The following is a 25,981-nucleotide window of genomic DNA, read 5'->3' on the forward strand; positions in this document are numbered from 1 at the left end:
AATGCTCAGACTCAGTAGAGAATGCTCAGACTTAGTAAAGAATGCTCAGATTCAGCAGAGAATGCTCAGACTCAGCAGAGAATGCTCAGACTTAGGGCAAAATACGCAGACTCACGTACAAAGCCTCCGCCCAACTTAGGGCGGAGGCTCTTTTCCTTACTTTGAAGAAAAAGCTAAGCAAGCCTATTGCTAAAAAAATCCCCGTGATTTTAGCGTAATACTTATCGACAAATTGTAGCCGTTTCCCTACCTCACTTACGATGTCTGCTCACTCTTTAGCCCAAGAATCTTCTCCTCATCTGGCGTCACATAAAGAGTTTGTTGTCCCTCATACGTGACATACCCTGGTTTTGCACCGTTAGGCTTCCAGACGCTGGCGATTTTCGTCGTGTCGACAGGGACCGAGCTAGAGGCACGTGCTTTACTAAAGTAGGCTGCGAGCTCTGCGGCCAGGTGGATCGCTTCTTCTGATGGCTCTTGTTCGCGGATGACAACATGCGACCCTGGAATGTCTTTCGTGTGGAACCACCAATCTTGCTTGCGGGCAAATTTCATCGTCACGTATTCGTTTTGCTTATTGTTTTTCCCGACGTAAATCGAGGTGCCGTCTGGCGCTGTGTACTTAGTTAAGGAAGGTTTTGACGGCTTGCGCACCTTTCTGTTTTTTTGTTTGTCTCGTAAGTAGCCTTGTTCCGTTAGCTCCTCGCGAATATCCTCTACATCCTCATGCGAGGCGACTTCCATTTGTTGGAGCAAACCTTCAAAGTAGTCGAGTTCGCGTTCGGTTATGTCGAGCTGTTCCTTTGCATGGTGGATGCCTAGTTTCGCTTTTTGATACTTCCGGAAGTAACGTTGCGCGTTTTCAGCAGGCTGTTTGTTCTCGTCGAGGGGAATCGTGACCGTTCCGCCGTCCTCATCATAATAGTTCAGCACCGAAATTTCCTTCATTCCGCGCTTTACTTCATGCATATGCGCCGTTAATAACTCACCGAATAGCTGGTAGGTAGCCGCTTTTTCTCCGTCTTCTAATGTGGCTTTTAGCTTAGGAATCTTGTTTTCACTTCGTTCTTTTTCTTGGCGAATCACACGCTCCAGGTCGTGCAAACGTTGCTTCATCCGATCACGCTCTGCCTTTTGGCGATAGAAGGCAGTGACCGCTTCGTTTACTGTGGCAAAGGCTTGCCCAGACCCTTTCATCTGTCGCAGTGGGAACAGGTAAAAACCTTCCTTCTCACCACGACGATAAACGGTCGGCTCATAGTTGCCTTCGCGTAGTTGTGTCATAACCTCAACAAACGCCTTCGGAAGCGTCTCCCGATTGGCCAGTCCAGCCCTCAGCACAATTTCTTTTGCCAGTAGGGGGGAGAGGCCTGCCCAGTTGGCAATGAGTTGTTTATCCAGTTTTCCTGCTAAATAATCGACAACGCGGGCGATCTCTTCCTCTGTTGCAAGCAGCGGATCTCGCTTATCTTGAGCGGGCGGGAACACATACGGCTGTCCAGGTAACACAGTTCGGTGCCGGTTCACGGCGAGTGATAAATGCTTCATCGCGTCCAAAATTTTTCCGCTTTCTGCATCTATAACAAACAAATTACTATGTCGTCCCATGAGCTCGATGCGGAGCCACTTCACTTTCCAATCCCCAAGTTCGTCCCGGGATTTCACGACAAAGGTGACGATTCGATCTAGTCCGTGCTGCGTAACTTCCTCCAAAATACCACCTTCTAAATGCTTCCGAAGCACCATACAAAATAGCGAAGGTTGCTGTGGGTTTGGTAAAGTCTCTTCTGTTATATGAAAGCGATGAAACGTTGGATGAGCAGATAAGAGTAATCGGTCGTTTTTCCCGTTTGCTCGAACAGTTACTGTAATGTCGTGTGGGAACGGTTGGTGTATTTTTGTAATTCTTCCACCTACAAGACGCTCAGCACATTCGGCCACCATCGCGCGTGTAAATAATCCGTCAAAACTCATGGTAGCACCTCTACTCTCAATTTACATTAACCCCAATTATAGCAAACAAAACCAAGGATGAAAGGCTAAAGGCGTGACGTCCTGTCACAACGACTTTCTCACCCACGTCGTGTGGGCCCGACAGAAACGCTTTTCACCCTCCATAAGCATGATTTAGGACAAGGGTGAATATGATCAAGGGAGGACAACCCATTCAGAAGGAGGATCGACAGACGCATGAATTACCACCAGTTGGATCAAGAAAAAATTGAAGATGTCTTGCAAACGAGTGCCCAGCACGGGTTATCTGAAAAAGAAGTGACTAAACGGCGCAAACAGTACGGATTTAACGAGCTGGAAGACGGCGAGAAGCAATCCACGGTACTGTTGTTTTTTAGTCAGTTCAAAGATTTCATGGTGCTCGTGTTATTAGCAGCGACACTCATCTCAGGTCTTTTAGGCGAATACATCGACGCCATTGCGATTATGGCGATTGTGCTGCTAAATGGTTTTTTAGGGTTTTATCAAGAACGAAAAGCAGAAAAGTCTCTGCATGCATTAAAGGAACTGTCCGCTCCACAAGTGACTGTACTTAGAGACGGGGAATGGATTCGCATTCTTTCTCGAGAAGTTGTTGTGGGCGACATCGTAAAGTTTACGAGTGGGGATCGTATTGGGGCGGACGTCCGCTTAGTGCAAACAACGAGTTTAGAAATTGAAGAATCTGCGCTGACAGGGGAGTCTGTGCCAGTCACAAAAACGACCGGAGTGTTACACGAGGAGAGCCCATCACTTGGTGACTTGACGAACATGGCGTTTATGGGCACGCTCGTTACGCGTGGATCGGGAGTCGGTGTTGTTGTCGGCACAGGTATGAAGACGGCGATGGGGCAAATTGCCGATCTCATCCAAAAAGCGGAGCAAATGATTACCCCTTTGCAAAGAAAACTGGAGCAGTTAGGGAAGATTTTGATCGCGGCAGCACTCGGTTTAACCGTTCTTGTTGTACTCGTTGGCGTTTTGCAAGGGCATGACGTGTACACGATGTTCTTTACCGGTGTTAGCTTGGCAGTAGCAGCCATTCCAGAAGGGTTACCTGCCATCGTGACTGTTGCTTTGTCACTCGGTGTTCACCGGATGATTCGGAAAAATGCCATTGTAAGGAAACTTCCAGCTGTAGAAACGTTAGGCTGTGCATCGGTTATTTGTTCAGATAAAACGGGAACGATGACCGAAAACAAAATGACGGTGACGACGCTTTGGACGAACGACCATTTGTATGGAGTGACAGGAAATGGGTATGAGCCACAAGGTGTATTTACCAATCAAGACACTGGTGTAAACATTCTCCCGAAAGAAGACCGCGCCCTTCATCAGTTACTCACTTTCGGGCTACTGTGTAACCATGCGGACTTGAAAGAAGGAGACACAGGGTACGTACTCGATGGTGATCCTACAGAAGGCGCACTCCTCGTTGCTGCTTTGAAGGCAGGGCTCTCGCGCCAAGGAATCCTCGACCAATTTGAAATTATTGACGAGATCCCGTTTGATTCTGAACGGAAAATGATGACGGTAATTGTAGAGGATGAAAACCGTAAACGTTTTGCAGTAACTAAAGGGGCTCCGGATATCGTCATCGAGCGCTGTGACGCCATTCTTTCAAAAGGAAAACGTCAATACTTTTCCGAGGATTACCGAAAAAAGGTACAGCAATCGATCGTTTCGATGAATCAACAGGCGTTGCGAACGATCGCGATTGCGTATAAGCCTCTTGACGCAGGGTACAGAGTCGGTGCTGTGGATGAGCTGGAAAAAGAGTTGCAGTTTATCGGGTTGCAAGGCATGATCGACCCGCCGCGTAAAGAGGTACGTCAAGCTGTCAAAGAGTGTAAAGCCGCCGGAATTAAAACAGTCATGATTACCGGAGACCACGTCATTACGGCAAAAGCGATTGCGACGGACTTAGGCATTTTAGAACCGCAGCATAGAGTGCTAGAAGGCGTCCAGCTGAACAAAATGAGTTTAGAAGAATTAGAGGAAGTCGTTGATGAGACGACTGTTTTTGCCCGCGTCTCACCCGAGCACAAACTGAAAATCGTTAAAGCGCTACAAAATAGAGGGCATATCGTCGCGATGACCGGTGATGGCGTAAACGATGCACCTGCTATTAAAACGGCAGACATCGGGGTGGCGATGGGAATTACTGGGACAGATGTATCGAAGGAAGCGTCCTCACTCGTCTTGCTCGATGATAACTTTGCGACGATAAAATCCGCCATTCACGAAGGGCGAAACATTTACGAGAACATCCGCAAGTTTATTCGCTACTTGCTCGCCTCCAACGTGGGGGAAATTCTCGTCATGCTCTTTGCGATGCTGATGGCTTTACCACTCCCACTCGTCCCGATCCAAATTCTTTGGGTAAACTTAGTGACGGACGGCTTACCGGCGATGGCTTTAGGTTTGGATAAACCAGAAGATGACGTCATGAATCGCAAACCGCGTCATCCAAAAGAGGGTGTTTTTGCAAGAGGATTGGGGTGGAAGGTGCTATCGCGTGGATTTTTAATCGGGTTAGCCACACTGGCCGCATTCCTGATCACATATCAAGGCAATGAAGCGAACTTAGTTTACGCACAAACAGTAGCATTTGCCACGCTCGTGATGGCACAACTCATTCACGTGTTTGACTGCCGAAGCGATCGCTCTGTCTTTGCGCGCAATCCATTTGGAAATAAATACTTAGTGTGGGCAGTACTGATTTCGCTCGTCATGATGCTCGTTGTTATTTACTTCCCACCACTCCAGCCGATTTTCCACACAGTTCCGATTCGCTTAACAGACTGGCTCTTTATCGTTGGATTCGCAGCCATTCCGACGTTTGTCTGGATTGGGTCTTTGTTTGCAAGACGTTCGTAGACGAAGTATTTAGGCATTACAGTTCGGTTTATGGTAAGATTATGAAGGGAATGGCTCCTCATTTTTGAAGGGCGATTGCCTTCTTTTTTTATGGCTCTTTACTAAAAAATTGTTGCTTTTGTCATCGGTTTTAATAAGACAAACCATTGATAAAATAGTTGATTGGAGCGGAGGCCCACAAGACGTGGGTCAGGAAGGCGTTGCCAGAGGACGTGGCGCCCTTAGCCTTCCTCGAAAGTAGCCTTTTTTATTTGATGGATAACAGGACCATAACTTTGGAGAAACAAGCTTACGCTATCCTCTTAAACATTTCGAGTTACATAAACGCTCATCACACAGAAAGGATGTGTCTGCTTTTGGTCATGAGTATGACAGGCTTTGGTCGGAGTCAGCAAGAGCGCAATGGTCGAATCGTAACCGTCGAAATCAAGTCGGTGAATCATCGTTACGCCGAAGTGATTTGTCGCCTGCCAAAGTCGATTCAGCATGTAGAAGAGCCGTTAAAAAAAATCATTCAACGATCTGTTGGAAGGGGGCGGGTCGAAGTATGGATTAGCGTAACGGGCGATGCCTTCACGAAACAAAGATATGCTGCTAACGTGGAGCTCGCACACAGCCTCGTGATGGCTTTGCGACAAATAAAGGAAGCCGAGCAGCTTGCTGGTGATGTGAGTCTACATGATCTGTTGCAGCGGGAAGAATGGCTGAGCGTGACCGAACAAAACGAAGATGCGTCGGAGTGGACGTCTTTTGTAGAGGAAGTATGTCAGGAAGCTACGTGGAACCTTCAGCAAATGAAACGCGAAGAAGGGAAAGCACTTCAAGACGATTTGCAGGCACGAATGACGACGTTTGACAATCTGATAGCTAACATTATAAGTATAGAGACAAACGTGGCCGAGGCGTACAAAACGAGGATCCAAAAGCGATTAAGTGAATGGGGCATTACCGAACAAGTAGAAGAACAGCGCCTACTGACCGAAATGGCGATGTTGATAGACAAAGCCGATATTTCAGAAGAGTGTACTCGTTTGCAAAGTCATATCAAACAATTTCAGCAAACGCTATACGAAAACGGGTCGATTGGCAGGAAATTGGACTTCCTTATCCAAGAATTAAATAGGGAAGTAAACACAATCGGCTCCAAATCACAAGATGCCAAGCTTTCATCTTTTGTCGTCGAGTGTAAAACAGTACTTGAAAAAATCCGCGAACAAGTCCAAAATTTAGAGTAACTGAGATTAGCCGTGTAACAGGAAGGCAAAACTGTCACTAGCTACTGGAGGCTGACCATGAAACTAATAAACGTAGGATTTGGAAACATTGTGTCTGCAGGGCGTATCATCTCGATTGTTAGTCCCGAATCAGCACCAATTAAACGGTTGGTGCAAGATGCGAGGGATCGTGGTACACTCATTGACGCAACATATGGAAGACGAACGAGAGCAGTGCTGATCATGGACTCAGATCACGTAGTCCTAGCAGCGGTACAGCCTGAAACGGTTGCACAACGGCTGACGAACCGTGAAGATCTCGTTGACGAAGGGTAGGAGAGACATGAAAGAAAAAGGATTGCTCATTGTCTTGTCAGGGCCGTCTGGTGTTGGAAAAGGCACTGTACGCAAAGCCATTTTTTCAAAAGAAGATACAAACTTTGAATACTCGATTTCTGTCACCACTCGAGCGATGCGAGAAGGCGAACGAGATGGTGTCGATTACTTTTTTTCTACGAGAGAGCGCTTTGATGAAATGATTCAAAACGATGAGCTACTTGAGTATGCGCAGTACGTTGACAATTACTACGGTACACCGGTTGATTATGTGCAAAAGACGCTCGATGAAGGCAAAGACGTATTTCTAGAAATTGAAGTACAAGGCGCTAAGCAAGTTCGCAAAAAGTTTCCAGACGGATTATTTATCTTTCTTGTTCCGCCTAATTTACAAGAGCTACAATCCCGCATTGTGACAAGAGGAACAGAGACAGAAAGTTCGATTCAAAACCGCATGAATGCAGCAAAAGAAGAGCTCGACATGATGCATTTATACGATTACGTTGTTGTAAATGACGACATTGAGAAAGCGTGCGAAACAGTAGAGTCTATCGTCGTCGCTGAACATTGTAGACGAGAACGTGTCGAAAAGCTTTATAAAAAAAGACTAGAGGTGAACAAATGTTAGCTCCTCCTATTGATTCGCTTATGCAAAAAATCAACTCAAAGTATTCGCTAGTTACGGTCGCAGCCAAGCGTGCCCGCCAACTACAGTACGAAGACCAAAAGTTATTAAATGATGACTACATCTCTGAAAAGTTTGTCGGCATGGCCTTAGAAGAAATTGACTCTGGGAAGTTGACGATGGAGAAGTAACTGAGCGCTAGAGATGAACAGTTCCGTATGTGTGCGGAACTGTTCCCTTTGTATTTAGTAGGTAAATCCACAAAGAATGACTCCTAATTTATCCCTTCAACGAGCAAAATGGACAAGCTTCAGATCAATCCTCAAAAACCAGTAAACTATTGAAACCAAAGAGGGGGAACATCATGAACGGGAAACATATCGTCTTATGCGTAACAGGCGGGATTGCAGCATTTAAGGCAGCAGCACTGACGAGTAAGCTAACACAAAGAGGTGCGATCGTACGTGTGATTATGACCGAAGCTGCGACACAATTTGTGACACCACTGACATTCCAATCGCTTTCACGTCAACCGGTCTACACAGATACGTTTGACGAGAAAGATCCGGAGCGAATCGCACACATTGACTTAGCGGACTGGGCAGATTTAGTTTTGGTGGCTCCTGCAACGGCTAACACCATTGCCAAATTAGCACACGGTTTTGCTTCGGACATGGTGACGACGACTTTGCTCGCGACAAAAGCGCCTGTTTACATTGCTCCTGCTATGAACGTCAATATGATAGAACACCCAGCCGTTATCGATAACTTGAGTCGTCTCGAGCAAATGGGCGTCCACTTTATTCAACCAGGAGAAGGGCAATTGGCGTGTGGTTGGGTCGGAAAAGGAAGATTAGCAGAGCCTGAAGACATTCTTGAAATTGTAGAGAAGGCATTCTGTCGCGAACGTGAACTTCCCTTTACAGGTCAGCACGTTGTCATCACAGCAGGACCGACGCAAGAGCGTATAGATCCGGTACGCTATATTACCAATGATTCGTCAGGAAAAATGGGCTATGCTCTCGCTCGAGTCGCCAGGGAACTAGGTGCCAAAGTGACCCTCATTTCAGGTCCTGTTTCTTTAGACGTGCCTACAGGAGTAAATGTCGTACATGTGACAAGCACAGAAGATATGTTAAACGCTTGCTTACAAGTAGCGAAAGAAGCGGATGTGATGATTAAATGTGCGGCCGTGTCAGACTTCACACCGGTGGAACAGCATGAGCAAAAAATGAAGAAGACGAATCATGATGAACTCGTCTTACGTTTGCGCAAAACGCCTGACATTTTGAGTACATTAGGCGGGCATAAGCGCGATGATCAGGTGTTGGTTGGGTTTGCAGCCGAGACGAACGATATTGAGCATTACGCAACAAAAAAATTACAAAAGAAGCGTGCCGATATGATCGTAGCGAATGATGTATCTAAAGACGGGGTAGGATTCGGCCATGAAACGAGCGCGGTAACGATATACGACGTCACTGGTGGAAAGACAGAGGTACCTTTTGGAAATAAGCTTGATGTAGCACGAGCTATTTTGGACCAGGTGCTTTCTCTACAAGGAAAGAGGATCCAGCCGTGATTGCCCGCGTCATTGTAGATGTTAAAACGCTATCGACGGATAAGTTGTACGATTACCTCGTTTCAAAAGTGCATGAAGAGATTTGTCAACCGGGGATGCGGGTGACGGTCCCGTTTGGTAATCGGGCTGTGCAAGGGTTTGTTGTGGAAGTCCTTGAAAAAACCGAAGTACCTGTGGAGAAATTAAAACCGATCCAGTCCTTTATGGATTTGGCGCCTGTATTGTCTGAAGAACTGCTGCAATGTGCGCAGTGGCTTTCCGAGGAGACGGTTTCATTCTTAATGGATGCCCATCAGGTGATGTTACCTGCGGCGTTGAAAGCAGATTATGAAAAATTACTCGTGAGGAAGTCTCCACTTAAGGAGCTTCCTTTAGCTTTGCAACCTTTGTTTGAAGAGCGAGAGGAAATTCCGTATAAAGAGCTTGAGCAAAAGGGATTCGGAAAAGGTGCTCTGGCGGAGATTAGAAAAGGACACCTTTCTGTTCGTTCTGTCGTTAAAGATCGAAAAACTGTTAAGCAAGAACGGTGGGTGGCCCTTACAACTGAAGGCCGGTCGTTTGAGAAACTCCTCAATCCACAAGCTACGAAGCAACGGGAGGTATGCGCATTCCTTTTGTCAAAGGGAAGCGTGGCAGTTAAGGATGTGTACGTGGCAACGAACACTACGTCAGTGGTTGTACGCACGTTAGAGAAAAATGGATTGGTAGAGTTTGAGATGCGTTCCGTTGCCCGTGATCCTTACAAAGATAGAGAATTCGCACGGACAACAGCTCTCTCCTTAACGCCACCGCAGCAAGTGGCGATGGATACGATAGTCGAGTCGTGTCAGCACGGCAAACCGGATACTTTTTTGCTTCACGGCGTAACAGGCAGCGGAAAAACCGAAGTGTATTTACAAACGATTGACTTCTGCCTACAAAATGGAAAGGAAGCGATCGTGCTCGTTCCGGAAATCTCGCTCACACCACAAATGGTGCATCGCTTTAAAGGGCGATTTGGTGATCGGGTTGCGGTTCTCCATAGTGGTCTTAGCAAGGGAGAAAAGTACGATGAATGGCGGAAGATCGCGGAAGGAGAAGTCGATGTCGTTGTTGGAGCGCGTTCAGCGATCTTTGCCCCGTTCGGGAAGCTAGGCGTCATCATAATTGATGAAGAGCACGAGGCCACTTACAAACAAGAAGACTCCCCGCGGTATCATGCCCGCGAAGTAGCCAAATGGCGAGCGAAGTACCACGGATGCCCTGTTGTACTCGGTAGTGCCACGCCGTCGCTCGAAAGTTATGCGCGCGCGGTCAAGGGTGTTTATACGTTACTAGAAATGCCCGGCCGAATGAACGAACGAGAGATGCCCGCAGTAGCCGTTGTCGACATGCGTAGTGAGCTCAGAGAAGGAAACCGTTCGATGTTTTCCAGACAACTACTAGAGGCGATGGAAGATCGTTTGGACAAAAAAGAGCAAATCGTATTGTTTCTGAATAAGCGCGGATATTCCTCGTTTTTAATGTGCCGTGACTGTGGATTCGTATTGCAATGCGATGAGTGTGACGTGTCGATGACGTATCATCGTGCCTCAAATGAAATGAAGTGTCACTACTGTACGCGTACTGCCCCCGTTCCAGCAGTTTGCCCGGAATGCTTGAGCGAATCAATTCGGTACTTCGGAACGGGTACGCAACGGGTGGAAGAAGAGCTGACGAAGCTTCTTCCACATGCGCGCGTCATTCGGATGGATGTGGACACAACGAGTCGAAAAGGTTCACATGAAAAATTGTTGGACGCTTTTGGCGCTAAAAAAGCGGATATCCTATTAGGTACACAAATGATCGCTAAAGGACTGGATTTTCCCGACATTACGCTTGTAGGGGTATTGACAGCAGATACGATGCTGCACATTCCGGATTTTCGGGCGAGCGAGCGAACCTTTCAATTGTTAACGCAAGTTAGCGGAAGAGCGGGTAGACACGAGAAAACTGGTGAAGTGATTGTGCAAACGTACACTCCAGATCACTACAGCATCCAGCTTAGTAAGACGCAACATTATCCAACGTTTTTCCAAACTGAAATGCAGTATCGAAGAGAAAACAGCTATTCTCCTTACCAAAACCTAGTGTTGATTGGGGTCACTAGCGATACACCAGATGCAGGCTTCGACGTGATGCACAAGTTTGCGAGCTATTTGCGTAAATCGCTTTCGGAGGAGGCTGTTGTGCTCGGCCCGACTGTACCGCCGATTGCACGCTTGAAAAATAGGTACCGGTATCAGTGTTTGATAAAATATAAACGAGAAAAAGGGCTGCATGCCGTCTTGAAAAAAGGTTTGCTCCATTTTGCTTCAAAATCGAAGCAGATTTCGATTACCATTGACGTTCATCCGCAGATGTTCATGTGAAGAAGGGTTTTATTCTTCGGGAAGTCAGTCAATCCTTATAGAGTAAGGCTGTCTTCGTAAACTATGTTGTTTTTACTAAACAGTTATCCCATGATGTGACGTAATGCAAATTCATAGTGCTTGAATACCGCTCCGGGAATACACTACGCTAGTTTGTGAGCTTACATCGCACGAAGTAGATACTGAGTGCATTTCAAAAGTGCACATGCTTTTCCTTGTTTGTACTGAACTCAGCACTTAATAAGGGAATTTTGTAAATCGCTATCTATTCGTTGATTGGAGCGGAAAGCGTCCGCCTGCAGCGGAAATCAACATAGCAGTACGTCGCATCATCTTGCTATTGTGCAATGAGACTTCATTAAAAAAGCAACAGTCTTTTAGAAAACAGTCTTTAGAAAAGAGCCAAGAATAAGGAACACATGTTAATGGCGCTACGGACTCACATCGTGTGAGCCCCGAATAGAAAGGAAGAGCATTGTGACGAATATTGTATTTATGGGAACGCCAGACTTTGCCGTGAAAAGCTTACAAGCTCTTCTCGAAGCAGGTTATAACATACAGGCGGTCGTGACGCAGCCCGATCGTCCTGTTGGTCGGAAAAGAACGTTAACGCCACCACCAGTAAAAAAAGAAGCTTTACAGCACCATATACCTGTTTTCCAGCCTGAAAAGATTGCGAAGGATCCACTTCTCGATGAAATTTTGGCATTAGAGCCAGACTTGATTGTGACAGCGGCGTTCGGGCAGTTGCTTCCGAAACGTTTGTTAGATGCACCGAAGCACGGCTGTATTAATGTGCATGCATCGTTACTGCCAGAGCTACGTGGTGGAGCGCCGATCCATCATGCGATCCTACAAGGCAAAAAAGAAGCCGGCGTGACGATTATGTACATGGTAGAAAAGCTGGACGCAGGAGATATGATTTCCAAAGTACGTGTGCCAATTACAGACGAAGACAATGTTGGGACGATGCATGAAAAGCTCGCAGACAAAGGAGCACAATTACTCGTGGAGACACTCCCTAAACTGCTTGCCGGTGACATAACGGCTACCCCTCAGAACGAAGAGGAAGCGACCTTTGCTCCGAACATCAAAAAAGAAGACGAGCGCATTGTATGGACTCGTTCAAGCGAAGAGGTATGGAACCATGTTCGTGGTCTACAACCTTGGCCAGTTGCCTATACGATGCATCGTGGAGAGAGATTCAAGCTGTGGGAAGTGCGCCCGGTGCCTTCACCTAATCCGGAAGCTGCGCCTGGGACCGTTGTTGGAAAATCGAGCACAGAGTTGATCGTACAAACGGGAGCGGGAGAGGCCGTTTCTCTGCTCACCGTACAGCCGGCAGGGAAAAAGCCGATGGAGATTGCGAACTTCCTTCAAGGCGCGGGAAGTACTTTACAAGTAGGAGATGTATTGCCAGATGTCGACTGAAAAAACGTACACACCCTCAGTTCGCAAACAAGCTCTCTCTGTATTAGAGCAAGTTGAACGGGGAGAACAGTTCTCTAACCTCGCTGTTCAACACGTCGCGAACGAGGTCGAAGAAAAGGATCGGCCCCTTTTTACGGAGCTCGTCTACGGAACTCTTTCACATAAGCGATACATAGACTACCAGCTGGAACCCTTTGTCAAAAAACAACGGATTAAGCTTTGGATCAGATGGTTACTACGAATGACGGTGTATCAAATGTTGTTTTTAGATCGAGTTCCAGACCGGGCAGCCATCCACGAAGCTGTACAAATCGCGAAAAAGCGGACACATCCAAAAGTAGCTGGTCTCGTTAATGCCGTATTGCGCAACGTGTCTCGTCAAGGAATACGGGCAGTCGAAGGAGTATCAGACGCAGAGCGACTAGCAATCGAAACAAGTCACGAAACATGGCTCGTGGAGGCGTGGATAGAGGCATATGGATTAGAGGATGTAGAAAGACTTTGTTATGCAAACAATGAACCACCGGAGCAAACCGCTCGGGTAAACCTGCTACAAACAACACGCGACTCTCTTATTAAGGAACTTGAGGAAAGTGGCTATGCTGTTAACGAGAGCGAGCTACTTGATGAGGCGATCGTCAATACGAAGGGGAATCTTGCGTTTGCCCCGCAATATGAACGTGGGTTGTTTACGATTCAAGACGAAGCGTCCATGCTAGTAGCCCGAGCCCTTGATCCGCAACCGAACGAGCGAATTTTAGATGCTTGTGCTGCACCAGGGGGAAAGACGACCCATATCGCAGAAAGAATGGGTGATACGGGTGAAATCGTTGCTCTCGATGTACATCCGCATAAGAAGCAGCTCATTGAATCCCTTACTAGTAGATTGCAACTGAGCTCCATTGAGGTAAAGACCGCCGATGCGACAAATCTTGATGGCGTTGTTGAAGGAAGCTTCGATCGTGTTCTCGTTGACGCCCCGTGCTCAGGATTTGGGGTCATTAGAAGAAAACCTGAGGTGAAGTACACGAAGACTTCACAAGATGTCGAAAGCATCTCTCAATTACAACGAAAAATTGTCGAAAGCGTCTTGCCGTATATAAAATCAGGTGGTACGCTCGTCTACAGTACTTGTACAATGATGCCTAAAGAGAACGAGCAAGTGGTGGAACAACTTTTACTAGACCATCCCGAGCTTAGTATCGATATCTCATGGCAAGAAAGACTGCCCGCTAAACTACAAACTTACGTACGTAATGGCACCATCACGATCTTGCCACACTACGCAGAAACAGATGGGTTTTTCATTGCGTGCTTAAAGAAAAAATGACGGAATTAGCTAAGAAACCGTCAAATTATGACAAAAAGTTAAAGAATTAGTTACAAAAAACAAGGAGAAAAGGGTTTCCGTGCCGAACAATTTTATGACTAGCTATAAAGAAAACGCGCCGATTGTCGATCCTGAAAGGCGAAGACAGAGGTGTAGTTGCACTTATACTTAATTCCTAAAATTGGCAACTGCGCCGAATCATTTTCTCCGCTGCCAATTTATACTCTCTTAACGTGAGAAAATGAGGTGACACTTTTTGAAAGCAATTTTTCAAAGCGATCGGGGTAAGGTTCGTTCACTCAATGAAGATTATGGCGGTGTTTTCCTACACGAACAAGGACACTGTCTTCTTGTCGTTGCCGACGGAATGGGCGGCCATCAAGCGGGGGACGTAGCAAGTCGAATGGCAACAGAGCAGATGGCTGAAAAATTTCTCGCTGCAACCATTCCCACTAAGGTAAGTGAAATAGAAGAATGGCTTGTTGCCCAAGTAAAGGAAGTCAATGAACATCTATTTCGCTACGCAAGTGAACATGAAGAGTGTCAAGGAATGGGGACAACGCTTATTGCTGTTGTCGTAACGAATAGACATGCCGTCATCACTCACATTGGCGATAGTAGATTGTACGTCCGAAACGAGGACGGTTTTCAGCAAATGACAGACGATCATTCTTTAGTTGGCGAATTGATGCGCAGAGGTGAAATTTCAAAAGAGGTAGCTGAACACCATCCGCGCAAAAATGTTATCCTGCGATCGCTCGGAACAGAGGAAGACGTAAAAATTGACCAAAGAACGCTTTTACTCGAGACTGACGATATGCTTTTAATTTGCTCAGATGGGTTGACTAACAAAGTGCATGACGAAGAGCTAGAGCAGAGTATGACGAGTATAGAAGAACTTGAGACCATTTCATCACAGCTGATTTCCCTTGCGAACAAACGTGGAGGAGAAGACAACATTACCCTCATTCTTGCTCGTATGGAATCTGACGAAGAAATTGAGGTCGACCCGATATGATCATAGGTAAGCGCATTAGTGGTCGATACAAAGTAAAAGAGATGGTTGGCGGCGGCGGGATGGCCAACGTTTATTTAGCCCACGATATAATTTTGGATCGTGATGTTGCTGTAAAAGTGTTGCGTATGGATTTTTCGGAGGACGATGAATTTATCCGTCGCTTTAGAAGAGAAGCGCAATCAGCGACAAGCCTAGCTCATCCGAACATCGTCAGTATTTATGACGTCGGCGAAGAAGATGACTTGTACTACATTGTAATGGAATACGTCGAAGGCATGACATTAAAACAATACATACAAAAACAACACCCTGTTCCGTTAGAGAGAAGTATGCGCATCATGGAACAATTAACAGACGCGATTGCCCATGCCCATCAAAACGGGATCATCCATAGAGACATTAAGCCACAAAACATTCTTATAAACGAACGAGGTACGGTGAAAATTACCGACTTTGGTATCGCGATGGCGTTAAGTGCCACTTCCATTACGCAAACCAATTCTGTATTAGGCTCTGTTCACTATTTGTCACCAGAGCAAGCGCGTGGTGGAATGGCGACAAAGAAATCGGATCTGTACTCTCTCGGCATCGTTATGTTCGAATTGCTCACTGGACGTTTGCCGTTTTACGGGGAGTCTGCAGTGTCCATTGCCTTAAAGCATTTGCAAAGCGAAACACCTTCCTTAAAACGTTGGGCACCAGACCTTCCTCAGGCGGTTGAGAACGTCGTGCTACAAGCGACAGCAAAAGATCCTTTTTATCGATTTGAGACAGCAGAAAGTATGGAAGCAGCTTTGCAAACGGCGTTGCTCCCAGAAAACGAACACGTACGACCGTTCGCGACTCCTAAAGACGAGGATGCCACGAAGGCCATTCCAATTATTTCGGATGATTCGAAACTTGATGGGACGACTGAAGATACGATTGTCAATACAAAAACAAAAGAACGTGCTCTTGTGCAACCCGAACCTGAAGCAGTTCAAAAGAAGAGAAAAAAGTGGCCATGGATCGTGGCTGTTTTAATCGTACTGCTTTTGATAGGAGGTTTGTTTGCGTATGCCTTTTCTCAGGCTTTGTTTGGGCCGACGATGATACAAGTGCCAGATGTATCTGGTGAAAAAGTGGATGACGCAATCGATCTATTAGAAGAGGCGGGCTTTGTTGTAGTGGATGAAACAGAAATAGAAACGAGTGATACAGTGGAAGCGGGACTCGTGATTGAAACAAATCCAAATGCAGGTTCACGTGAAGAAGAAGGCTCTGAAATTGTACTCGTGGAAAGCTCTGGAAAAGAGATGGTGGAAGTAGGCGACTACACGAACCGCTCATACGACCAAGTCATTCGTCTCCTCGAGGATATCCCGTTCCAAAACATTGTGAAGGAAGAAATCTTTAGTGAAGAGGATGTGGGTACAGTGCTTGACCAAAGCGTGGAGGCAGGGAGCGAAGTTGTGGTAGAGGAAACTGAACTTGTCCTCACGGTCAGCAAAGGTCAAGAACAAATTGAATTACAGGATCTAACCGAGTATACAGGAGCGCAATTGGCAGAATATGAGGAGAGTACTGGCCTCAAAATAGAAGTAACTGGTGAAGAGTACCATGAGTTTATTGAAGCAGGCCTTGTGATCTCCCAGGATCCAGAGCCAGGGTCTAGGTTAGTTGATGGAGACACCGTATCCGTTACGGTCAGTAAAGGGAAGGAAGAAGCACCTCCACAAAAGGTGTCAAGAACATTCACCATTGAGTACTTACCGGCAGAAGAAGGCGCTGTTCAAGAAGTACAAGTATACATTGATGACTTGAACAATAGTATGACAGAACCATTTGAAACGTTTACTTTGGAAGAAACAGTGGAAAGAACGTACGAATTTACAATTGCAGAAGGGACACGTGCAGGAATTAAAGTCGTTCGTGATAGCAAGGTAATTATTGACGATGTTATTCCTTACGAAGAACAAGCGAGCGAGGAGTGAGGCTATGCCAAGAGGGACCATTCGAAAGGCGATGAGCGGTTTTTATTATGTGAAATCGGATGAAGGAACGTTTCAATGTCGAGGGCGCGGTTTATTTCGGAAGCAAAACATTACTCCGCTTGTCGGTGACAATGTAGAGTTTGAAGCGGACAACCAGACAGAGGGTGTCATCACCTCTGTGGCAGAAAGAGAAAACGAACTCGCGCGCCCTCCGATAGCTAATGTAGATCAAGCGATTCTTGTCAGTTCTGTTAAGGAACCCGATTTTCATACGAAGTTATTGGACAGATTCCTTGTCGTCATTGAATCAAAGTTCATTCTTCCGATTATTTGCTTTACGAAAATGGATTTGATCAGCGAAGAAAATCAGGAAGAAATTCAGAAATACATTGAGGACTATCAAAAGATTGGATATACCTGTGTGCAAACTTCCTCCGAGATCGATGAAGGATTAGAGGAGCTTTTGCCATATGTGAAAGGAAAGACGAGTGTCGTCGCAGGCCAATCTGGTGTTGGTAAATCTTCTTTATTAAACGCTTTGCAACCGAATTTAGAGTTGAAAACGGACGACATTTCCGCAGCACTAGGACGAGGTAAGCATACGACGCGTCACGTGGAACTTTTAGAAATTGGAGATGGGCTCATTGCGGATACGCCTGGCTTTAGTTCGCTAGACTTTCAAGAAATTGAAAAAGAGACACTTCCACATTGTTTCCCTGAATTTGTGGAAAGAGCCTCGCAGTGCAAATTCCGAGGCTGTTCGCATCAAAATGAACCAAAGTGCGCCGTGAAAGCTGCGGTAGAAAATGGTGAAATTCCTGCCTATCGATACGAACACTATAAAGAATTTTATCAAGAAATCGTGGACAGAAAGCCGAGGTATCCATCATCATGAAGAACGTTCTTATTGCCCCATCGATTCTATCAGCCGATTTTGGCAACCTCGCTCGTGAGGTCACTTCTTTAGAAAAGGCAGGAGCTGACTGGATTCATGTTGACGTGATGGACGGCCATTTTGTACCCAATTTGTCATTCGGCCCACCGGTGATTGAGGCGATTCGGCCCTTGACAGCATTACCGCTTGACGTGCACCTCATGATCAACAATCCAGATGATTACTTAGAGACTTACGCCAAAGCAGGAGCTGATTTGATCAGCGTTCACGCGGAGGTTTGCCCTCATTTGCATAGAACGATTCAGCACATACACCAACTTGAGGTGAAAGCAGGCGTCGTGCTAAATCCAGCGACTCCCGTTAGTGTGATCGAACCGGTGTTAGATATGGTAGATTTAGTTCTCGTTATGTCCGTTAACCCTGGTTTCGGTGGTCAGCAGTTCCTACCATTGGCTCTAGAAAAGATTAGGGAGCTAAGTAGGCTGAAAGAGGGGAAAGGATTCTCCTACGAAATTGAAGTGGATGGCGGCGTAAACGAGGAAACAGCAGGAGCGTGTGCAGCAGCAGGAGCTACCGTACTTGTTAGTGGTTCAGCAATTATGAAAGCGACAGATCGTGCGGAGACGATTAAACAATTGCGAGCAAGGGGTTAGGCATTCGCCTAGCTCCTTTCTTTTCAGTAAAGGAGACGTGAGACGATGCGCTATTGCTTAGTACTAGCGGGAGAGCTAGATGTTTCGTTGCTACATGATGAACAGGAGGAGGTGAGATGGGTAGGGGTGGATCGGGGAGCGTTTTCGATTGTGAAAGAAGGACTTCCTTTGATAGCAGCGATAGGCGACTTTGACTCAGGAGACTCCCCAGCAAAACTCGCTCATCTAGAAACGTTACAGCAACTTGAAATAGCACACCGAGAAAAAGATGAGACAGACTTAGAGCTAGCGGTGCGCTGGTTAACGTCCCGAGAAGACGTGACAGAAATTGTCTTGTACGGGGCGACAGGCGGACGCTATGACCATCAATACGCCACCTTATTTTATTTGGCCAGACAAAAACAACAAGGGCTTCTTTCGGCGCCAACCATCATAAAAGACGTCAATAACAAACAGAGCATTTACACAAAAGGTACATACAATGTGGAGAGAGACGAAGAAAAACCGTACGTTTCTTTTTTGCCTCTAAATGGGGACGTGTCTGGACTTACTTTACACGGAATGAAGTACGAATTAAATGATTGTCATATTTCTTTCGGTTCCACACTATGTATTAGTAACGAACTTATAAAGCAACATGGATCATTTTCGTTTAAAGAAGGGGTTCTGTTACTGGTACAAAGCCGTGATGGAAGCGCCCCGAAATAGACGTCCGTATGAACGGATGAGGAGGGACTCTGCCGTGAAGTTTTACACGATCAAACTGCCGAAGTTTCTAGGTGGACTTGTCAAAGTGATGCTAGGATCATTTAAAAAACAATAGGTGTACGCCTAGATGAACAGGTAAAGAAAAAAAGTCGCCAGTAGTCGGCGACTTTTTTGTGTAGCTTTGTCGTTGTCCAGCTCCGGCGGCTAGGGCACCGCGCGTCATTTCGCCCCCTCCGTAAAAGTCTGAAGAACGACTTTTACAACGGTGTCGAGATGAGCGGGATATCCTAAAGCAAGCCGCCTCCGCTTTTCTAATTACACGCGTTCTACTTTACCTGATTTCAAGGCACGAGCAGAAACGTATACTTTTTTTGGTTTACCATCAACAAGGATGCGAACCTTTTGAAGGTTAGCGCCCCATTTACGACGACCAGAGTTCATCGCATGAGAGCGAGAGTTTCCAAAAGATGCTTTCTTCCCAGTGACTGCACATTGTTTCGGCATGTATTACACCTCCAAGTCCAATCCATACACTTATCTTGCCTTCGTTTTTTCATTATCTTAAACAGAGACTTGCTAAATGTACCATAAGTGAGGGGGCATTTCAATATATATTAGCTGTGAGGCAAGCCCGTGAGTTGCTTTGGAAGATCCGGTTGTTCAGAAATCGGCGAAAAGGTGTCAGAAATCCGCGATCAGAGGAATATATCCGCGATCAGAGGCAGATATCCGCGATCAGAGGAATATATCCGCGATCAGAGGAATATATCCGCGATCAGAAGCAGATATCCGCGGTTAGGAGGATATATCCGCGATCAGAGGAATATATCCGCGGTCAGAGGAATATATCCGCGATCAGGGGAATATATCCGCGATCAGAAGCAGATATCCGCGATCAGAGGAATATATCCGCGATCAGAGGCAGATATCCGCGTTCAAAGGTCAGGAACCCATTTGCCCTTTGCTAATATCCTTTGAACGTTGCTTCTCCTTATAGTAAAATAAAGCTTAGCCATGAAGAAACGATAGGGGGGGTTCACTGTGTCGATTGAATTGCAGACGAAATTCGGTCAGATTGACATTTCCAATGAAGTGATAGCCGCAGTTGCTGGGGGAGCTGCCGTAGACTGCTACGGTATTGTTGGAATGGCAAGTAAACACCAAATTCGCGACGGTCTAACGGACATTTTGCGAAAAGAGAACTTCACGCGTGGTGTCATCGTAAGACAACAGGATGACGACATGCACATTGATATGTACATTATCGTTAGCTATGGGACTAAAATTTCAGAGGTGGCTCATAACGTGCAGTCAAAAGTGCGATATACGCTAGAGAAGACAGTGGGTATTGCTGCCCGTTCTGTCAATATCTACGTTCAAGGGGTCTTCGTCGCAAGCCCGTAACTGAGGAGGAAAGTTTGTGTCTTGTACAAAAATAAATGGTAGTCAGTTTCGCGATATGCTCATATACGGGTCAGAACAACTCGCGAAACATGCTAGTAAAGTAGATGCGTTAAACGTGTTCCCGGTTCCAGACGGTGACACGGGAACGAATATGAATTTATCGATGACTTCGGGAGCGAAAGAAGTCAAGCATCTTTCAATTGATCATGTAGGAACGGTAGGTACAAGCCTGGCAAAAGGTTTGTTGATGGGTGCGCGCGGAAACTCTGGCGTTATTCTTTCACAATTGTTCCGTGGCTTTTCCAAGCACATCGAGCAAAAGCCCACACTTACTACGAAGGAATTTGCTGATGCATTGAACAAAGGTGTCGAAACGGCATACAAGGCAGTGATGAAACCCGTGGAAGGAACAATTTTGACAGTTGCAAAAGATGCAGCGATCAAAGCTGTTCAAATTGCAGAGCGCGAGCAAGAATTCGTTCCATTTATGGAGGGAGTTTTGCAAGAGGCAGAAGCTTCATTGCAGCGCACACCTGATCTGCTTCCGGTACTAAAAGAAGTCGGTGTAGTAGACAGTGGAGGCCAAGGCTTAGTTCACGTATACGAAGGGTTTCTTTCCCAGTTAAAAGGTGAAGAGCTACCTTCTAGCGGCAGAGTAGAGCAGCCGTCTATGAACGATCTTGTAGAACTCGAGCACCACAAACACGCACAAGGTCATATATCAACTGAAGATATTGAATTTGGCTACTGTACTGAGTTTATGGTTGTACTAGAAGAAGAGAAGAAAACATTTGACGAGGAGGTTTATCGCCAAGAAATTAGTCGTTTTGGCGATTCACTGCTTGTGATTAGTGATGAAGAACTAGTGAAAGTACATATCCATGCTGAGCATCCAGGTGAAGTTCTTTCTTATGGACAACGGTACGGAAGTTTGATCAACATAAAGATTGAAAACATGCGCAAGCAGCACGCTGAGATTACGGGCGGTACTTCAGTTGCTCCAGCAAAATCTCCAAAACAAAAGGAAAAACAGAAGTACGGTATCGTGACAGTGGCAATGGGAAATGGCATCGCCGAGCTGTTCCGTAGCATTGGCGCCCATGCTGTCATTGAAGGTGGCCAGACGATGAATCCGAGTACAAAGGATATCACGAAGGCGATTGAAGAAGTGAATGCTGAAACGGTCTTTATTTTGCCAAATAATAAGAATATCGTTCTTGCGGCACAGCAAGCTGCTGAACTTGTGGAAACAGAAGCGTTTGTTATCCCTACAAAAACGGTACCACAAGGGTTAAGTGCACTGCTCGCCTTTAATCCGATCCTCGATGCAAAAGCGAATGAAGAAGAGCTTCTCGAGGCGATGCAACAAGTGAAGTCGGGGCAAGTTACGTATGCAGTTCGCAACACGACGATCGATGGGATTGAGATTGCTGAAGGAGACTACATGGGTCTTGCTGAAGGTAGCATCGTCCTGAAAGAACAAGATCTGCTCTCTGCGTCAAAAGGTTTGCTCGCTCGCCTTCTAGACGATGACGCTGAGATTGTGACGGTGCTCGTTGGTGAAGAAGCGGCAGACGATGTGGTTGGTCAGCTCATTGCTTATTTAGAAGAAACGTACGAAGACGTAGAGGTGGAAGTGCATAAAGGCGGACAACCACTTTACCCGTTTATCTTCTCTGTAGAATAAGAAAAGCGGAAGGCGCTTGTTCAGAGGAACCGGAGGGAAAGTCGTTCTTCAAACTTTCTCGGAGGGGCTAAAACGACGTGCGGTCCCCTAGCGACTGTAGCTAGACAAAACAAAATACTGAACATGTACAGCCCGAATTCTTCCAACGTATTCGGGCTGTAAATATGTTATGATGATCACAAATGAGTATGAAGGTTAGGGGAGGAAGCGTCATGAAATATAAGAGTGTGTTTGATATTATCGGGCCCGTGATGGTCGGTCCATCAAGTTCGCACACAGCAGGCGCTGCACGAATGGGGTTAGTGGCGAGAAATTTGTTTAGACGTCAACCGAAATGGGCTTCTGTTCATTTATACGGATCGTTTGCCCAAACGTACAAGGGACACGGAACAGACGTGGCCATCATCGGTGGATTGCTGAACTATAACACAGACGATTCTCGAATTATTGAAGCCCACGTACACGCAAAAGAGGCAGGTCTTCAAGTAGAGTTCCACGTAGAAGAGGCTGTCCTTGATCATCCGAATACTGCTCGCATAATTATTGGGGATGACGATGAAGAATTAGAAGTAGTCGCGATTTCAATCGGCGGTGGGATGATAGAAATTATCGAGTTAAACGGCTTTCCTTTGCGCCTCTCCGGGAACTATCCAGCGATCGTAGTCATGAACAACGATCGATTCGGTTGTATTGCAAACGTTTCCAAAGTGCTTGCCCAGTATGAATTGAATATCGGAAGAATGGAAGTTTCCCGTAAAGAGCTCGGTAAAAAGGCACTTATGACGATCGAAGTCGATGAAGCAATTGGTGATGACGTGATTGCAGAAATTCTAAAACAACCCAATATTTTGCAAGTGACGAGAGTCGTAGATTAATAGATTTTAGAGGAGGCGGTTCTCAAGATGCTTTTTAAAAATGTAGCTGAACTTATCCATTACACAAAAACGCACAACATGCCGATTAGTGAAGTGATGCTTGAGCAAGAATCACAGGTGACAAAACGCTCGAAAGAAGACATTCTCGAGCGAATGGGCAAAAATTTAGCAGTCATGGAGAAAGCTGTCGAACGAGGGTTAAATGGGGTGACGTCGCACTCAGGATTAACTGGTGGCGATGCGGTACTCATTCAAAACTATATGAAAAACAAGAAGCCGTTATCAGGAAATTTGCTGTTAGATGCGGTTTCAAAAGCAGTGGCAACGAACGAAGTGAACGCGGCGATGGGAACGATTTGCGCGACACCAACTGCAGGAAGTGCTGGCGTCGTACCGGGGACTTTGTTTGCTGTGAAAGAACAACTCCATCCAACACGCGAACAAATGGTACGCTTTCTCCTTACTTCAGGGGCGTTCGGTTTTGTTGTGGCAAACAACGCGTCTATTAGCGGAGCTGCCGGTGGTTGCCAAGCTGAAGTCGGGTCTGCTTCAGGAATGGCTTCTGCTGCGATCGTTGAAATGGCTGGCGGAACACCTGAACAAAGTGCTGATGCGATGGCGATTACGCTCAAAAACATGCTAGGACTCGTTTGTGATCCTGTTGCTGGCCTCGTAGAAGTACCGTGTGTGAAGCGAAACGCAATGGGAGCGGCTAACGCCATGGTGGCTGCTGATATGGCACTCGCTGGTGTGACGAGTCGAATTCCGTGTGACGAAGTAATCGCTGCGATGTTCGAAATAGGACAGCGAATGCCAACTGCGTTTAAAGAAACTGCACAAGGAGGGTTGGCGGCAACACCAACAGGTCGCGCGTTAGAGGCGAAGATCTTTGGGGTTCCGCTCGGAAAAGGTGACTCTAAATAACCTACCTGTTCGGTACGTAAAGGGAGTAGGTCCAAAAATGGAAGCAAACCTAATGGAGTTAGGGATTGCGACCGTTCGTGATCTGCTCTTTACGTTTCCGTTTCGTTACGAAGACCATACCATTACGCCATTGGAAGAAGCAGCTCACGAAGCGCGCGTAACCGTTGAGGGTGTCGTTCACAGCGAGCCTGCCCTGCAGTATTATCGTGCAAAAAAATCTAAACTGACTTTACACTTACTCGTAGGGCGTGTTCTAGTCAAAGTCCATCTATTTAACCAACCATTTCTAAAGAAAAAAATCGAGCCTAACCAAACGATCATGGTGTCTGGAAAATGGGATCGATACCGACAATCAATTACAGCTTCCTACATACGTTTTGAACAGAACGACTCGCCAGAAACGTTTGAACCCGTGTATCATGTGACAAAAGGAATTAAGCTTCATGATATGCGCAAATACATAGCGAATGCACTCGAAACGTATGGTGAGCAAGTGGAGGAAATTTTGCCAGCAGCCGCGTTGAAAAAGTACGGGCTGCTCCCACGTGCAAAGGCACTCAATTATTTACACCAACCCGCCAATGAAAGTGAATTAAAACAAGCGCGCCGCCGTTTTGTGTACGAAGAATTTTTCTTGTTTCAATTGAAAATGCAAGCTTTACGCAAACTTCATCGCGAAGCAGCTGAAGGCGTCGCCAAACCGTACGACAAACAAAAACTACGCTCCTTCGTAGACTCCCTTCCGTTCACGTTAACGACCGCTCAAAAGCGAGTAGTGCGCGAAATCCTTCACGACATGGAAGCTCCATATCGGATGAATCGCTTACTACAAGGGGACGTAGGATCTGGAAAAACGTTAGTTGCGGCCATTGCGATGTACTCTGCGTGTACGAGTGGTGTCCAAACCGCTTTACTCGCTCCAACGGAAATTTTGTCTGAGCAGCACGCGGATACGCTACAAGACTGGTTTGCCTCTTACGGTATGGAAGTAGCCTTGTTAACGAGCAGAGTGAAGGGAGTCAGGCGCCGAACGATTCTCGAACGGTTGCAAAATGGGGAGACCGACATGATCATCGGCACCCATGCCCTTATTCAAGAGGACGTTTCCTTTGCAAACTTAGGGCTCGTCATCACAGATGAGCAGCACCGCTTTGGGGTGAACCAACGGCGTGTTCTTCGTGAAAAGGGCTACACTCCCGACGTCCTATTTATGACGGCTACACCAATTCCAAGAACGTTAGCAATTACTGCGTTTGGCGAAATGGACACGTCGATCATCGATGAGTTACCGAAAGGACGAAAGCCGATCGACACGCTATGGGCAAAAAAAGACGAGTGGGATCAAGTCTTGGAGCATATGAAGCAGGAGCTACGAAAAGGAAGACAAGCGTACGTCATTTGTCCGCTCATTGAAGAGTCGGAAACGCTTGACGTACAAAACGCTGTTGAGCTCCATGGATTGCTAGCTGAGGCTCTTAGGAAAGAAGCAAAGGTTGGACTTATGCACGGGAGACTTCACGGCGATGAGAAAGACGAAACAATGCGTGCCTTTGCCGATGGAGAAATCGGTGTGCTCGTGTCGACAACGGTAGTAGAAGTCGGGGTGAACGTACCGAATGCGACATTTATGCTCATTTATGACGCTGAACGGTTTGGGTTATCTCAGCTTCATCAGCTCCGTGGACGAGTTGGGAGAGGGAGTGACCAGTCGTATTGTGTACTCATTGCTGAACCGAAAACAGAAATTGGACAAGAGCGCATGCGCATTATGACGGAAACGACAAACGGCTTCGAGTTGAGCGAGCGAGACTTAGAATTACGAGGACCTGGAGACTTTTTCGGGAAGAAACAAAGTGGTGTGCCTTCTTTTCAAGTAGGAGATCCAGTCCATGATTATCGAATACTAGAAGCGGCAAGAAAAGACGCGCAAGCCATCGTACAAGAAGAACGCTTTTGGACAGATGATGCTTTTGAAAGCTTGCGAAAGACGTTACCGGAGGAAGTGTTTTTTGATTAAGCTAAGGGGATAACTCATATTTTTGAGTTATCCCCTTTTTTCGTATA

General features: G+C 46.3%; 23 protein-coding genes. 21 read left to right on the top strand and 2 right to left on the bottom strand.

Annotated features, from left to right (window positions below; genetic code table 11):
* Positions 1-255: 255 nt before the first annotated feature.
* The gene (locus tag HHK01_RS06405; protein ID WP_170007001.1) at positions 256-1,974 is read right to left on the bottom strand and encodes an Rqc2 family fibronectin-binding protein; all 1,719 of its coding nucleotides are present in this window, start codon (positions 1,972-1,974) and stop codon (positions 256-258) included.
* A gap of 216 nt (positions 1,975-2,190) precedes the next feature.
* On the opposite strand from HHK01_RS06405, the gene HHK01_RS06410 reads away from it, so the two are divergent.
* From HHK01_RS06410 to spoVM, 15 genes are all read left to right on the top strand, one after another.
* A complete protein-coding gene (locus tag HHK01_RS06410) occupies positions 2,191-4,872 on the top strand; it encodes a calcium-translocating P-type ATPase, SERCA-type (protein ID WP_170007002.1) in 2,682 nt (893 codons plus the stop codon).
* Positions 4,873-5,234: 362 nt separating this feature from the next.
* On the top strand, positions 5,235-6,107 hold the full coding sequence (locus tag HHK01_RS06415; RefSeq protein WP_265575558.1) for a YicC/YloC family endoribonuclease: 873 nt from the start codon (positions 5,235-5,237) through the stop codon (positions 6,105-6,107).
* 51 nt (positions 6,108-6,158) lie between these two features.
* On the top strand, positions 6,159-6,422 hold the full coding sequence (gene remA, locus HHK01_RS06420; protein ID WP_170008688.1) for an extracellular matrix/biofilm regulator RemA: 264 nt from the start codon (positions 6,159-6,161) through the stop codon (positions 6,420-6,422).
* A gap of 7 nt (positions 6,423-6,429) precedes the next feature.
* Positions 6,430-7,050 carry a guanylate kinase gene (gene gmk / locus HHK01_RS06425; protein ID WP_170007004.1) on the top strand — a complete coding sequence of 207 codons (621 nt, stop codon included), beginning with the start codon at positions 6,430-6,432 and terminating at the stop codon, positions 7,048-7,050.
* On the top strand, positions 7,044-7,238 hold the full coding sequence (gene rpoZ / locus HHK01_RS06430) for a DNA-directed RNA polymerase subunit omega (RefSeq protein WP_170007005.1): 195 nt from the start codon (positions 7,044-7,046) through the stop codon (positions 7,236-7,238). Before gmk ends, rpoZ begins: the two co-directional genes overlap by 7 nt.
* A gap of 170 nt (positions 7,239-7,408) precedes the next feature.
* Entirely contained in the window at positions 7,409-8,629 is a 1,221-nt protein-coding gene (coaBC, locus tag HHK01_RS06435; RefSeq protein ID WP_170008689.1) for a bifunctional phosphopantothenoylcysteine decarboxylase/phosphopantothenate--cysteine ligase CoaBC, read from the top strand.
* Positions 8,626-11,019 (top strand): primosomal protein N', encoded by a 2,394-nt coding sequence (gene priA / locus HHK01_RS06440; RefSeq protein WP_170007006.1) that lies wholly within the window; start codon positions 8,626-8,628, stop codon positions 11,017-11,019. Before coaBC ends, priA begins: the two co-directional genes overlap by 4 nt.
* Before the next feature lie 477 nt (positions 11,020-11,496).
* Positions 11,497-12,450: a methionyl-tRNA formyltransferase gene (fmt, locus tag HHK01_RS06445; RefSeq protein WP_170007007.1), complete on the top strand. Its 954-nt coding sequence runs from the start codon at positions 11,497-11,499 to the stop codon at positions 12,448-12,450.
* Positions 12,440-13,780, top strand: coding sequence for a 16S rRNA (cytosine(967)-C(5))-methyltransferase RsmB (gene rsmB, locus HHK01_RS06450; protein WP_170007008.1), 1,341 nt, complete (start codon positions 12,440-12,442; stop codon positions 13,778-13,780). The genes fmt and rsmB overlap by 11 nt, the downstream gene beginning before the upstream one ends.
* A gap of 256 nt (positions 13,781-14,036) precedes the next feature.
* The gene (locus HHK01_RS06455; protein ID WP_170007009.1) at positions 14,037-14,798 is read left to right on the top strand and encodes a Stp1/IreP family PP2C-type Ser/Thr phosphatase; all 762 of its coding nucleotides are present in this window, start codon (positions 14,037-14,039) and stop codon (positions 14,796-14,798) included.
* Positions 14,795-16,771 carry a Stk1 family PASTA domain-containing Ser/Thr kinase gene (gene pknB, locus HHK01_RS06460; protein WP_170007010.1) on the top strand — a complete coding sequence of 659 codons (1,977 nt, stop codon included), beginning with the start codon at positions 14,795-14,797 and terminating at the stop codon, positions 16,769-16,771. Before HHK01_RS06455 ends, pknB begins: the two co-directional genes overlap by 4 nt.
* A 4-nt stretch (positions 16,772-16,775) precedes the next feature.
* The gene (gene rsgA / locus HHK01_RS06465; protein ID WP_170007011.1) at positions 16,776-17,666 is read left to right on the top strand and encodes a ribosome small subunit-dependent GTPase A; all 891 of its coding nucleotides are present in this window, start codon (positions 16,776-16,778) and stop codon (positions 17,664-17,666) included.
* On the top strand, positions 17,663-18,319 hold the full coding sequence (gene rpe, locus HHK01_RS06470) for a ribulose-phosphate 3-epimerase (protein WP_170007012.1): 657 nt from the start codon (positions 17,663-17,665) through the stop codon (positions 18,317-18,319). Before rsgA ends, rpe begins: the two co-directional genes overlap by 4 nt.
* Positions 18,320-18,364: 45 nt before the next feature.
* On the top strand, positions 18,365-19,027 hold the full coding sequence (locus tag HHK01_RS06475; RefSeq protein ID WP_170007013.1) for a thiamine diphosphokinase: 663 nt from the start codon (positions 18,365-18,367) through the stop codon (positions 19,025-19,027).
* Between the two features lie 34 nt (positions 19,028-19,061).
* Positions 19,062-19,142 (top strand): stage V sporulation protein SpoVM, encoded by an 81-nt coding sequence (gene spoVM, locus HHK01_RS06480; protein ID WP_170008690.1) that lies wholly within the window; start codon positions 19,062-19,064, stop codon positions 19,140-19,142.
* Between the two features lie 200 nt (positions 19,143-19,342).
* Here the strand turns inward: spoVM and rpmB are convergent, their stop codons facing one another.
* A complete protein-coding gene (rpmB, locus tag HHK01_RS06485) occupies positions 19,343-19,531 on the bottom strand; it encodes a 50S ribosomal protein L28 (protein WP_170007014.1) in 189 nt (62 codons plus the stop codon).
* Between the two features lie 129 nt (positions 19,532-19,660).
* Between rpmB and HHK01_RS06490 the strand changes: the two genes are divergently transcribed.
* The 6 genes from HHK01_RS06490 (at position 19,661) to recG (ending at position 25,934) form a co-directional block, all read left to right on the top strand.
* Entirely contained in the window at positions 19,661-20,005 is a 345-nt protein-coding gene (locus tag HHK01_RS06490; protein ID WP_170007015.1) for a hypothetical protein, read from the top strand.
* A 63-nt stretch (positions 20,006-20,068) separates the two neighbouring features.
* A complete protein-coding gene (locus HHK01_RS06495) occupies positions 20,069-20,431 on the top strand; it encodes an Asp23/Gls24 family envelope stress response protein (RefSeq protein WP_170007016.1) in 363 nt (120 codons plus the stop codon).
* Positions 20,432-20,447: 16 nt separating this feature from the next.
* The gene (locus tag HHK01_RS06500) at positions 20,448-22,118 is read left to right on the top strand and encodes a DAK2 domain-containing protein (RefSeq protein WP_170007017.1); all 1,671 of its coding nucleotides are present in this window, start codon (positions 20,448-20,450) and stop codon (positions 22,116-22,118) included.
* A gap of 212 nt (positions 22,119-22,330) precedes the next feature.
* Positions 22,331-22,993 carry an L-serine ammonia-lyase, iron-sulfur-dependent subunit beta gene (gene sdaAB / locus HHK01_RS06505; RefSeq protein WP_170007018.1) on the top strand — a complete coding sequence of 221 codons (663 nt, stop codon included), beginning with the start codon at positions 22,331-22,333 and terminating at the stop codon, positions 22,991-22,993.
* Between the two features lie 27 nt (positions 22,994-23,020).
* Positions 23,021-23,917, top strand: coding sequence for an L-serine ammonia-lyase, iron-sulfur-dependent, subunit alpha (gene sdaAA / locus HHK01_RS06510; RefSeq protein WP_170007019.1), 897 nt, complete (start codon positions 23,021-23,023; stop codon positions 23,915-23,917).
* On the top strand, positions 23,904-25,934 hold the full coding sequence (recG, locus tag HHK01_RS06515) for an ATP-dependent DNA helicase RecG (protein ID WP_228027682.1): 2,031 nt from the start codon (positions 23,904-23,906) through the stop codon (positions 25,932-25,934). The genes sdaAA and recG overlap by 14 nt, the downstream gene beginning before the upstream one ends.
* Positions 25,935-25,981 lie beyond the last annotated feature (47 nt).

Source organism: Bacillus fonticola, from assembly GCF_012955605.1.
Taxonomy (GTDB): domain Bacteria; phylum Bacillota; class Bacilli; order Bacillales; family JC228; genus Bacillus_CG; species Bacillus_CG fonticola.

Excerpts from the sequence above, each read along its gene's own strand:
- rpmB (WP_170007014.1), bottom strand. The coding sequence starts at position 19,531 with ATGCCGAAACAATGTGCAGTCACTGGGAAGAAAGCATCTTTTGGAAAC.
- pknB (WP_170007010.1), top strand. The coding sequence starts at position 14,795 with ATGATCATAGGTAAGCGCATTAGTGGTCGATACAAAGTAAAAGAGATG.
- HHK01_RS06415 (WP_265575558.1), top strand. The coding sequence starts at position 5,235 with ATGAGTATGACAGGCTTTGGTCGGAGTCAGCAAGAGCGCAATGGTCGA.
- rsmB (WP_170007008.1), top strand. The coding sequence starts at position 12,440 with ATGTCGACTGAAAAAACGTACACACCCTCAGTTCGCAAACAAGCTCTC.
- gmk (WP_170007004.1), top strand. The coding sequence starts at position 6,430 with ATGAAAGAAAAAGGATTGCTCATTGTCTTGTCAGGGCCGTCTGGTGTT.
- HHK01_RS06405 (WP_170007001.1), bottom strand. The coding sequence starts at position 1,974 with ATGAGTTTTGACGGATTATTTACACGCGCGATGGTGGCCGAATGTGCT.
- HHK01_RS06475 (WP_170007013.1), top strand. The coding sequence starts at position 18,365 with ATGCGCTATTGCTTAGTACTAGCGGGAGAGCTAGATGTTTCGTTGCTA.
- sdaAB (WP_170007018.1), top strand. The coding sequence starts at position 22,331 with ATGAAATATAAGAGTGTGTTTGATATTATCGGGCCCGTGATGGTCGGT.
- rpoZ (WP_170007005.1), top strand. The coding sequence starts at position 7,044 with ATGTTAGCTCCTCCTATTGATTCGCTTATGCAAAAAATCAACTCAAAG.
- HHK01_RS06410 (WP_170007002.1), top strand. The coding sequence starts at position 2,191 with ATGAATTACCACCAGTTGGATCAAGAAAAAATTGAAGATGTCTTGCAA.
- sdaAA (WP_170007019.1), top strand. The coding sequence starts at position 23,021 with ATGCTTTTTAAAAATGTAGCTGAACTTATCCATTACACAAAAACGCAC.
- rsgA (WP_170007011.1), top strand. The coding sequence starts at position 16,776 with ATGCCAAGAGGGACCATTCGAAAGGCGATGAGCGGTTTTTATTATGTG.
- rpe (WP_170007012.1), top strand. The coding sequence starts at position 17,663 with ATGAAGAACGTTCTTATTGCCCCATCGATTCTATCAGCCGATTTTGGC.